Source organism: Streptomyces fuscigenes (assembly GCF_021556455.1).
GTDB lineage: Bacteria > Actinomycetota > Actinomycetes > Streptomycetales > Streptomycetaceae > Streptomyces > Streptomyces fuscigenes.
On sequence record NZ_JAKGCV010000201.1, the window covers coordinates 1 to 9,835 of the forward strand.

General features: G+C 76.4%; 8 protein-coding genes. 4 read left to right on the top strand and 4 right to left on the bottom strand.

All coding sequences use genetic code 11. The annotated features are described in order from the left end of the window. Positions 1 to 123: 123 nt before the first annotated feature. Positions 124 to 2,319, top strand: a complete 2,196-nt coding sequence (locus L1885_RS16970) for an ATP-binding protein (RefSeq protein ID WP_235797966.1) — start codon at positions 124 to 126, stop codon at positions 2,317 to 2,319. 145 nt (positions 2,320 to 2,464) lie between these two features. Further along, positions 2,465 to 3,148 (top strand): DUF4230 domain-containing protein, encoded by a 684-nt coding sequence (locus L1885_RS16975; protein ID WP_235797967.1) that lies wholly within the window; start codon positions 2,465 to 2,467, stop codon positions 3,146 to 3,148. Positions 3,149 to 3,238: 90 nt separating this feature from the next. Here the strand turns inward: L1885_RS16975 and L1885_RS16980 are convergent, their stop codons facing one another. Continuing rightward, on the bottom strand, positions 3,239 to 3,958 hold the full coding sequence (locus tag L1885_RS16980; protein ID WP_235797968.1) for a TetR/AcrR family transcriptional regulator: 720 nt from the start codon (positions 3,956 to 3,958) through the stop codon (positions 3,239 to 3,241). A gap of 52 nt (positions 3,959 to 4,010) precedes the next feature. Between L1885_RS16980 and L1885_RS16985 the strand changes: the two genes are divergently transcribed. After that, positions 4,011 to 4,346 (top strand): hypothetical protein, encoded by a 336-nt coding sequence (locus L1885_RS16985; RefSeq protein WP_308117336.1) that lies wholly within the window; start codon positions 4,011 to 4,013, stop codon positions 4,344 to 4,346. Between the two features lie 117 nt (positions 4,347 to 4,463). On the opposite strand, the gene L1885_RS16990 is transcribed toward L1885_RS16985, so the two are convergent. From L1885_RS16990 to L1885_RS17000, 3 genes are all read right to left on the bottom strand, one after another. Next, on the bottom strand, positions 4,464 to 6,512 hold the full coding sequence (locus L1885_RS16990) for a hypothetical protein (RefSeq protein ID WP_372481963.1): 2,049 nt from the start codon (positions 6,510 to 6,512) through the stop codon (positions 4,464 to 4,466). A 91-nt stretch (positions 6,513 to 6,603) separates the two neighbouring features. Beyond that, a complete protein-coding gene (locus L1885_RS16995; protein WP_235797969.1) occupies positions 6,604 to 7,266 on the bottom strand; it encodes a LuxR C-terminal-related transcriptional regulator in 663 nt (220 codons plus the stop codon). Then, positions 7,251 to 8,510, bottom strand: a complete 1,260-nt coding sequence (locus tag L1885_RS17000; protein WP_235797970.1) for a sensor histidine kinase — start codon at positions 8,508 to 8,510, stop codon at positions 7,251 to 7,253. The genes L1885_RS16995 and L1885_RS17000 overlap by 16 nt, the downstream gene beginning before the upstream one ends. A gap of 356 nt (positions 8,511 to 8,866) precedes the next feature. On the opposite strand from L1885_RS17000, the gene L1885_RS17005 reads away from it, so the two are divergent. Then, positions 8,867 to 9,778 (top strand): Gfo/Idh/MocA family protein, encoded by a 912-nt coding sequence (locus L1885_RS17005; protein WP_235797971.1) that lies wholly within the window; start codon positions 8,867 to 8,869, stop codon positions 9,776 to 9,778. Positions 9,779 to 9,835: the final 57 nt, after the last annotated feature.

A 9,835-nucleotide genomic window follows, 5' to 3' on the forward strand; every position in this document is an offset into this window, starting at 1 on the left:
CCGCCACCGGGCCCCCGGCTGCAGCGCGGCAGGGGGTGCGAAGCGGCCGTGGAGGGGGCCCGTCCGGGGCCGGGACCGCCGCACGGGTCGGCCGCCGGTGGCGCGACAGGTCAGAATGGACCCATGGCGGGCCACCTTCCTGACGAGGCGAGCAGTTTCGTCGGCCGCGCGGCCGAACTGGCGCGCGTCGACCGCGCGTTGCGCGACGGCACCAGGGTCGTCACCCTGACCGGCACGGGCGGCGTCGGCAAGAGCAGGCTCGCGGTGCGCGCCGCGCGGCGGGCGGCCGGGCGCTACCCGCACGGCGCCTGCTGGGCCGACCTGTCCCCCCTGCAGAACGACCGCAGGCTGGTCGCGACGGTCTCGGAGGCCGTCGGACTGCGCGACCACACGCTGCGCGGACCCGTCGAGGCACTCTGCGAACGCCTGGCCGGCCAGCGCCTGCTGCTCGTGCTCGACGCGTGCGAGCGCGTCGTGGAGTCCGTCGCCCATCTCGTGGCGGACCTCGTGACGGCCGTGCCCGGCCTCACGGTCCTCGCGACGAGCCGGAGGCCGCTCGGCATCCGGGGCGAACGCGTCGTGGCCGTCGGACCGCTGCCGACCGAGGGCGACGAGGAGGAGGCGCTGCGGCTGTTCCGGGACCGCGCCGCGCAGGCCGCACCGCACGCCGCCCTCGACGACGCGGCCTCGCTCGCCGCCGCGAGCGAGATCTGCCGGGTCCTCGAAGGCATCCCCCTCGCCGTCGAACTCGCCTCGGCGCGCCTGGCCGACCACACCGTCGAGGAGATCGCCGACCGGCTCGGCTCCCGCGTCCCCGCGCCCGCGCCCGTTCTCGACGGCGTGGGAGCGCCGGCCGGCCCCGCCCGCTTCGACCTGCTCGTCGACCACACCGTGTGGCCCCAGCACCACCGCGCGCTGCGCACGGCCGTCGGGTGGAGCCACGAGCTGTGCCGGCCTCTCGAACGGCTGCTGTGGGCCCGGCTGTCCGCCTTCCGGGGCGACTTCGGGGTGGAGGACGCCGCCGCGGTGTGCGCCGGCGGCCCGCTGGGCGAGGACGCCGTGGCCGAGGCGCTCGCGGGGCTCGTCGCCCAGTCCGTCGTCCAGCGCACGGACACCGGCACGGCCGCCGCCCCCGCGCTGCCGGCCGTGCCGTCCGGCACCGGCGGGCCCCGCCACCGGATGCTCGCCACCCTGCGCGAGTACGGCGCCATGTGGCTCGACGAGCTGGGGACGCGCGAGGCGGTCGCCGACCTGCACGCCCTGCACTACGCGGACCTCGTCGCCCGGGCGTACGCCGGCTGGTCGGGCGCCGGGCAGGTCGGCTGGTACCACGCGATGCGCGACAGCCACGCCGACCTGTGCGCCGCGCTCAACCACCTGCTGGCCACCGACCCCGAGCGCGCCACCGCCATGGCGGGCGCCGTCGGCTTCTACTGGACCTGCTGCGGCCACCTGCACGAGGCCCGGCTCTACCTCGAACGCTGCCTCGCCGAGGACCGCAGGCCGAGACCGGAGCGCACCCGCGCGCTGTGGGCGCTCGGCGTCACCGTCGTGCTCCAGGGCGACCTCGACGGCGCGCGGGTCCTCGGCGAGCGCTGCGCGATCGCCGCGTGGCAGGACGGCACCGCCGAGTCGAAGCTCGCGGCCTGCTACCTCCAGGGCCTCACCTGCCTCATGATGGGCCGCCCCCTGGCCGCGCACGTCCTGACCGAGGCGGTGCTGGGCGCCCTGCCCGGCGACCCGTTCGCGTCGCAGTCCCTGCTGCGCTGCCACGTGGTCAGGGTCTTCGCGCTCACCGCCCTCGGCCGCCTGCCGGAGGCCAGGAGCGCGGCGGAGGCCCTGCGCGCGGCCTGCGTCGCCCACGGCGAGTACTGGGCCCGCGGCTACGCCGACTACCAACTGGCCCTGATCCACCTGTTCGCGGGCGACCCGAACGTAGCGGAGGGCTACGCCCGCTCCATGCTCGGGGGCCGCACGGCGCTCCTCGACAACTTCGGCACCGCGCTCGGCCTCGACCTGCTCGCCGCGACGGTCGCCGCCCAGGGCGACGGGGAGCGCGCGGCGCACGTGTTCGGCACGGGCCAGGCGTACTGGCGCACGGTCGGCCATCCGCAGCGCGGCACGCCCGAACTCGCGGACGTCCGTGCCGCCTGCGAGCGCTCGGCCCGGGAGGCGGTGGGCGACGCGGCCTACGAGGAGGCGTTCCACCTCGGCCTGGTGGCCGAGGACGGCAGCGGCCTCGCACGGGCGCTGGCGGGCCGCCTCCCGGACGGGGGCGACGGCGGGGGGCCCGCGCGGGCGGCCCCCGAAGGCGGCTGACGAGGGCGGCGTCCCGCGGCGGCGGGGCCCGTCCCCGCCCCGCGCGGCACCCAACGGGACGCGTGTACACGCCTGTTGCCAAACGGAAGCGGAATCGGCACGTGTCCGGCGGCGTGAAGAGGCTCCGGCGGGACATCTGACAGGTATGACGTCCACAGACGCGCACCCGGAAGAGGGCACGACCGGTACGCGCCCGCCGCGTACCCACCGGTGGCGCACCGCACTGGTGGCGCTCGTCGCCGTACTCGCACTGCTGTTCCTCGGCACCCGGATCCACCTGCTCCCCGGATTCGGCGGCCTGTTCGGGGAGCAGAGCCACGACAGGACGGGACCGACGCTGCTCCAGTCCATCCAGGACCTGAACCGCTACGAGGCCGCGGAGGGCAACTTCCAGGTGGTGGTCGACTTCCAGAAGGACGCCAAGTACCTTCCTGACGCGATCCGCGGCACCCGCACCCTGTACGTGGGGGCCGGCACCGTCGGGGCGTACGTCGACTTCGGCGGGATCGGCAAGGACGACGTGAGGACCGACGCGAAGCGGACGACCGCCACGATCCGGCTGCCGCACGCGCGACTGGGCAAGCCCGCGCTCGACCCGGACCGCTCGTACACCGTCGACAAGCAGCGCGGCCTGCTGGACCGGCTCGGCGACTTCTTCTCCGACAACCCGGACAGCGAGCAGGCCGTGAGCAAGCTGGCCGCGCGCCACATCTCGGACGCGGCGAAGGACAGCGAACTGACCAAGCGGGCGGAGTCCAACACCACCGCGATGCTCAAGGGGCTGCTGCACTCGCTCGGGTTCACGACCGTCAGCGTGAGCTACGCCTGACCGGAGGGCCGCCTCCGGAGGGAACCCCGGCAGGGGGCCTTCCGTTGGCGATGCCCGGCGCTCCCGGCGCGGGGCGCGGCCCGGGGGCGCTCAGGAGCCGAGACCCAGCCGTCCGAGCCGGGCGGCGAGATCAGCGAAGGGCCCGTCCGCCGGCTCGGTGGCGAGCACGCGCCGCAGCAGGCCGGCCATCTCCTCGTCGTGCGCGGCGCCGACCGCGGCGAGGGCCGCGAAGTCCTGGACGAGCTGGAGCTCCAACTCGGCGCGCGGCACCTCGCGTCCCTCCAGCCAGGTCAGCACGGTCGTCTCGGCGAGCGACACCCACGACCGCACGACGATCACGAGGCGCGGCGGGGGATCGGCGGCGGCCGGAAGGTGCGCGAGGACCTGCCGGTAGGCCGCGTCGCGCACCTCGTCCGCCACGGCGTCCGCGTCGACCGCCCCCGCCCCGGCCGACGAGCCGCGCATGAGAACGGCGAAGCCGGGCCCGTGCTCCTCCGCGAAGTCGAAGAACCGGCCCATGAGCCGCAGCAGCCGGGCGCTGAACGGCCCCGTGCGGGGCTCCTCGAAGCGCAGCACGAGGTCCTCGGCGGCCCGGCGCAGCGCGGCGGCGTAGAGGCTCTGCTTGCCGGGGAAGTAGTGGTAGACCAGCGGTCTGGAGATCCCCGCTGCGGTCGCGATGTCGTCGAGGGAGACGTCGTCGGGCGAGCGGCTGCCGAGCAGTTCGAGGGCGACGCCGGTCAGCTGCCGCCTGCGTTCCTCGACGCCCATCCTGCGCCGCGTGCGGGGCGTCGGGGTCGTCACCGTGGTCATATGACAAGCCTAACGGGCGGACCGCAGTGGATGTCCGTTACGCTCCCGCTTCATGAGCTCATCAGACCACGAGGAGATGCCGCCGGACGCGGGCGGCGAGGCGGTCGCCGCGGACGACGAGGGCGTCGTCGCGGTGGGGCTGACGCCCCGTCAGGCACGCATGATCCGGGTCACGATGGGGTGGGTGGTCCTGGCGGGCATGGCGGCCCTGCTCTGGATCCGCCTGGAGCAGCGCCAGTCGGTCCTGGTCATGGGCGTGTACGGGCTCGCCATGGTGGTGTGCGGCGTCGTGATCGAACTGAGCCGGCACGGCCGGACCCGTCTCGGCAGCTACCTGCTGATCGTGGTCCTGGTGGCGGCCCTGGGCGGCGACTGGCTGCTGCCGTAGGACGCGCGGGGCGCCCGGCGCCCGGATCGCCCCGCGCGGTGCCAGGGCCCACGTCCCGCCACGAGGGCCCCTCGTCCACCGCGGGCGGCGGCTGTTCAGGGCTGTTCACCGCCCGCGTCAGTGCAGCGTGTCCAGCGAGTCGCCGTCGGCCAGCGTGCCCTTGAGGCGGGCCTTGCTGCCCTCCTCGGCCGGCACGCTCATCAGACGGCCCGGCACGGTCGCCCGCACGCCGCCCGACGCCGTCAGCGACGTGACCTGCTCGCTGCCCGCACCCAGCAGGTACCACGCGCCCGCCTTCGACTTCCACAGCGCGCCGGCGAGGGCCTCGGGGGCCTTCGGGCCGCACGCGGGGGAGCCGGTGGCGGTGGCCGTGATCGCGCCCGGGTTCCCGCCCTGCCCGGAACCGGACGCCGAGGCCGGCAGCGGGGCCTGGAACTGCGCCATGATCCGGCTGTCGGTGCCGCGCCACGTCTCGCCGCGCGTGCACACCCAGTCCGCCGTGCCCTCGCCGTCGGGCAGCGGCTGCTCGGCGTACCGCCAGGCGTTGACCGACTTCACGCCGTGCGCGCGCATCGTGGGCAGCAGGCAGGCCGAACGCGCCCAGGACGCCCGGGCCGTGCCGGAGGTCACGTCCTTCGGCGAGGCGGGGGAGCCGGCCGTCAATCGGGCGGGCGTCAGCTCGCCGAGGTCGCTCAGGAGCCGCTCGGGACCGCTCCCGGTGCCGTCCGCGGAACGCTCCCGCACCTGGAGGGTGTCCCAGGACGTGCACGTGCCCGCCGCGGCGGGGCTGCGCAGGGCGTCCGTCACGCCGTCCCCGTCGCGGTGCAGCGGCAGCGCCGCGCCGTCCGGCGCCAGCAGGTCCCGCGTGCTCGTGCCCGTGACCCAGGGAGCCGTCAGGTACCGCACGTTGCCGTCGGAGCGGTCCACCACGACGGCGTCCGCGCCGCCGCCCTCGGCGCCGTCCGCGCGGGCGAAGTCGAGGGCCGCCGCCGACGTGCCCTGGACGGGCTCCGCGTAGCGCACCACCCGCAGCCCGTCGTAGAACAGCACCACCCGCGCCCGGTCCACCGTGCCCGCGTACAGCAGCTGCGGGGGGCCCATCGGCGGCCCGGTGGGCGTGCCAGGAGTGCCGGAGACCTGCACCTCGCTGCCGGGGCGCGCCCACACCGCGAGCGCCCGGCGCAGCAGTTCGGTGTTCCCGGCGAGCGGACCGCGGGCCGGCCACGCGGAGAAGTCGTCGCGGGTGGCGTCGCGCCAGGCGGTGGGGGCGACCCGGACCACCTTCGCCGGGTCGAGGGCCGCCTGGGCGGACGCGTTGAGCGCGTACGAGGGGGCGGCGGGCCCGTCGGGGCCCCACCCGTCGCCCGGCAGCCCGAGCAGCGCCCCGCACACCACGAGCGCGGCGAGCGCGGCCAGGGCGGCCTTCCCGTGCTGGCGCCGCCGCAGCAGGTCCGTGGGCCGCGCCTGCAGCGCGCACGCGTCGAACTCGGGGGAGCGCAGCAGGGAGAGGTCGGCGCCCTCGGCCGCACGCGCCGCCGCGGTCACGGCCGAGGCCGGGTCGGCGACGCCCGCGGCGTCGAGGACGCGCCGCACCTCGGACTCGGGGAGGCGTTCGAGGCCGCGCAGCACGAACGCGGCGCGCACCGGCCCGGCCATCCTCGCCAGCCGCTGGTCGAGGGCGGCCTCACCGGGGCCGCCCTGGCGCGGCAGCAGCCGCAGCCCCCAGATCCGGGGCAGCGCGGGGGGCAACTGCGCCCGCCTCGGCAGGGCCGCGCGCAGCAGCGGGAGTTCCGCGTCCAGCGCCTGCCCCACGACCCGCGCCCGCAGCAGCGCGTACCCCGGATCCGAGGCGCCCCCCGGCGCCGGCCGCCTCGGGGCGGGCAGCGCCGCCCGCACGTCCTTGTCCCGGCCGCGCGGCAGCGAGCGCTGCGCGATCGCGTGCGCGGAGAGCACCCGCCGGGCACGGCCGCCGGTCGGTGCGAGCACCAGGTAGGCGAGGCGCACCAGATGCGGGTAGTGCTCGACGAGGGCGGCCTCGGCCTGGTCGACACCGGTGGCGGACAGGAGCGCCGCGGGGTCGCCGGGGGCCGGGGCGCCGTGGGGGGCGCCGGGGCCCTGAGGGGCCGGCGGGACGGTTGAGGGGTCGTGGGAACGCACGTGGAGCACAACGAGCCCCTGGATGAATGGTCACTCCACCGGGTGCGCCCGCACGGCCCCGCGACCGGCCCCGGATCGGCTCGCACCGGCCCCCCGCGGCTCAGTGCGGCTGGGGCCGGCCGTGGTCGAGGTAGGCCAGGACGGCCAGCACGCGCCGGTTGTCGTCGTCCGAGACCGGCAGGCCGAGCTTCGCGAAGATGTTGGAGGTGTGCTTCGCCACCGCCCGTTCCGTGACGACGAGTTGCCCGGCGATCGCGGCGTTGGAGCGCCCCTGTGCCATCAGCTCCATCACCTCGCGCTCGCGCGGGGTGAGCAGGCCGACGGTGGAGTCCTGCGAGCGCCGGCTCAGCAGCTGCTGGATGACCTGCGGATCCATCGCGGTGCCGCCGCCCGCGACCCGCCGGACCGCGTCCACGAACTGGTCGGCGTCGAACACCCGGTCCTTCAGGAGGTAGCCCACGCCGCCGTCGCCGTCGGCCAGCAACTCGCGTGCGTACAGCTGCTCCACGTGCTGGGACAGGACGAGCACCGGCAGCCCGGGCCTGGCCCGGCGGGCGGCGAGCGCGCACTGGAGGCCCTCGTCCGTGTGCGACGGCGGGAGCCGGACGTCGACCACCGCGACGTCCGGCTCCGACTCGGCGAGCGCCCTGGTCAGTTCGGGCCCGCTCTCGACCGCGGCCACGATCTCGAAGTCGTACGCCTCCAGCATCCGCACCAGGCCGTCCCGCAGGAGGAAGAGATCTTCGGCTAGGACAACTCGCAAGGGATCTCCATGGTCACCACGGTGGGACCGCCGGCAGGGCTGCTGACGGCCAGGACGCCGTCGAATGTACCGAGCCTGCGCTCGAGTCCGCTCAGCCCCGAGCCGTTCCCGATCCGGGCGCCGCCGCGGCCGTCGTCGGTGACGGTGGCCCGCAGCACGCCCCCGGAGTGCCACAGGTCGATCCGGACGCGCCCGGCGCCCGCGTGCTTGACCGCGTTGGCGAGGGCCTCGCTCACCGTGAAGTACGCCGCCGACTCCACGGGCGCCTGCGCGCGGCCCGGCAGGTCCACCGACACCTCCGTGGCCACCGGCATGCGCAGCGCCAGTGCCCGTACCGCGTCGCCGAGGCCCCGTTCGGCGAGGACCGGCGGATGGATGCCGCGCACCAGGTCGCGCAGTTCGTTCAGCGCGTCGGCGGAGGAGCGGCGGGCCTGGCCGATGAGCTCCTTGGCCCGGGCCGGGTCCTTCTCGATCAGCGCCTCGACCACTCCGAGGTCCATGCCGACGGCGACCAGGCGGGCCTGCGCGCCGTCGTGCAGGTCCCGCTCGATGCGGCGCAGTTCGCCGGCCGACGCGTCGACGGCGTCGTGCCGGGTCCTGGTGAGGCGCTCGACGCGCCGCGCCAGTTCCTCGTCGCGCCCGGGATCGAGGAGCGAGCGCGTGAGCAGGAAGTGGCCGCGCAGGACGTCGGGCGCGTACCGGACGCCTGCCCCGAGCAGGACCGCGCCGAGCGCCGCCGCGAGCAGGCCGGTCGCCGGCCCGGACACCGGCACGAACGCGTACCAGTACGGGTCCTGCCGGAACGCCGCCCACAACCCGGCGGCCAGCACGAACCCCTGCACCCCGTAGGCGAACAGGGCGGGTGCGAGCATCGCGCTCACCGTTCCGGCACTCGCGTCCACCAGCAGCCACCGCAGGTCCCGCCAGGTCGCGGGATCCCTCAGCAGGTGGGCGGTCCGCCGCACCTGCCCGGCGAGGCCGCGCCGCACGTCCGCCGGCAACGGCCGGTACGCCTCCGCCACCCGAACCCCCGCCCACTCGGCGGCCCACACCCGCCGCCGGTTCGCGTGCCGGCGCACGGCGGCCACGGCGGCGGGCGTCGTGAGCAGCCCCACGCCGAGCGGGACGAAGGCGATGGACAGCACGGTCAGGACGAACAGCGTCAGCGACCCGGCCAGCGCCGCGACGGACGCCAGCAGCCCCCGGGCCCCCGCACGCAGCGCCTGACTGATTCTCTTCCCCATGGCGACCGTCCCCTTCCCGCGCCGGGCATCCCCCGCCGACCGCGGACCCGTCCCTCGGATCCGGCCCCAGTCTGTCGGCAGCCCGCCCCCCGCGTCAGCCGTGCGGGCCCCCGGCCGGGGGGTGTACGTAGCACCACCCCCGGTGCGCACGGGCGCCGCGCGGACCGGCCCGGACGCGGGGCCGTCGGACGGGCGGGGAGCGGGGGGACAGGGGCGCGGGGAGCGGCGAGGGACGGGCGAAGGGAGGGGCGAATGAGGGCGAAGGGAGCGGCGAGGGACGGGCGTAGGGGGCGCGTACCGCCGGTACGCGGGTGCCGCGCGACCGCCGCGGCGCGCGGCACGGCAGACTGAGCGGCATGAGTAAGTCACGCATCGGACTTTTCGGCACGGGACCGTGGGCACAGATGACCCAGGGCCCGGCGCTCGCCGCGCACCCCGGGATAGAACTCAGCGGCGTCTGGGGGCGCCGCCCGGAGGCGGCCGGCTCCCTGGCCGACACGCTCGGCACCACGGCGTACTCGGGCGACGAGGGCGTCGACGCGCTCATCGCCGCGAGCGACGCCGTCGCCATCGCGCTGCCTCCGGACATCCAGGCCCCGCTGGCGGTGCGCGCCGCCGCCGCGGGCCGGCACCTGCTGCTCGACAAGCCGGTCGCCACCACGCCGGCCGCGGCCCGCGAGGTCGCCGACGCCGCGGAGCGGGCGGGGGTGTTCTCCACGGTCTTCTTCACCGCCCGCTTCGAGACGGCCACTTCGCGGTGGATCGACGAACAGGCCGCGGCGGGCGACTGGTTCACCGCGCACGCTCAGTGGCTCGGCTCGCTCTACTCGGGGACCTCGGACAGCCCGTTCGCGGCGTCGCCCTGGCGGCGCGAGAAGGGCGGCCTGTGGGACGTCGGGCCGCACGCCCTGTCGGTGCTGCTGCCCATCCTCGGCGACGTGACGCGGCTGACGGCCGTCCGCGCCGAGCCGGACCTCACCCACTTGGTGCTCGGCCACGCGTCGGGCGCCTCCAGCACGGTGAGCCTGACGCTCAGCGCGCCGCAGGCGGGCGCGGGCAACTCGCTCGAACTGCGCGGCGACCGGGGCGTCGAGCGGATGCCGGAGGGCCGCGGCACGGCGCAGGAGTCGTTCGAGGCGGCGATCGACGGGCTGCTGGAAGCGGTGCGGACCGGGCGGCCGCACGACGTCGACGTGCGCTTCGGGGCGCGGGTCACGCAGATCCTGACCGACGCCGAGCGCGACATCGAGGCCCACGCCAAGGGCTGACCGGCCACGGCGCGCCGCGCGGCGCCTGCCGCGGGCGGTCGCGCGGTGCGCGGGTGC

Coding starts and splice junctions, on each gene's coding strand:
- L1885_RS16985 (WP_308117336.1), top strand. CDS start 4,011: ATGAGCTCATCAGACCACGAGGAGATGCCGCCGGACGCGGGCGGCGAG.
- L1885_RS16980 (WP_235797968.1), bottom strand. CDS start 3,958: ATGACCACGGTGACGACCCCGACGCCCCGCACGCGGCGCAGGATGGGC.
- L1885_RS16975 (WP_235797967.1), top strand. CDS start 2,465: ATGACGTCCACAGACGCGCACCCGGAAGAGGGCACGACCGGTACGCGC.
- L1885_RS17005 (WP_235797971.1), top strand. CDS start 8,867: ATGAGTAAGTCACGCATCGGACTTTTCGGCACGGGACCGTGGGCACAG.
- L1885_RS16970 (WP_235797966.1), top strand. CDS start 124: ATGGCGGGCCACCTTCCTGACGAGGCGAGCAGTTTCGTCGGCCGCGCG.
- L1885_RS17000 (WP_235797970.1), bottom strand. CDS start 8,510: ATGGGGAAGAGAATCAGTCAGGCGCTGCGTGCGGGGGCCCGGGGGCTG.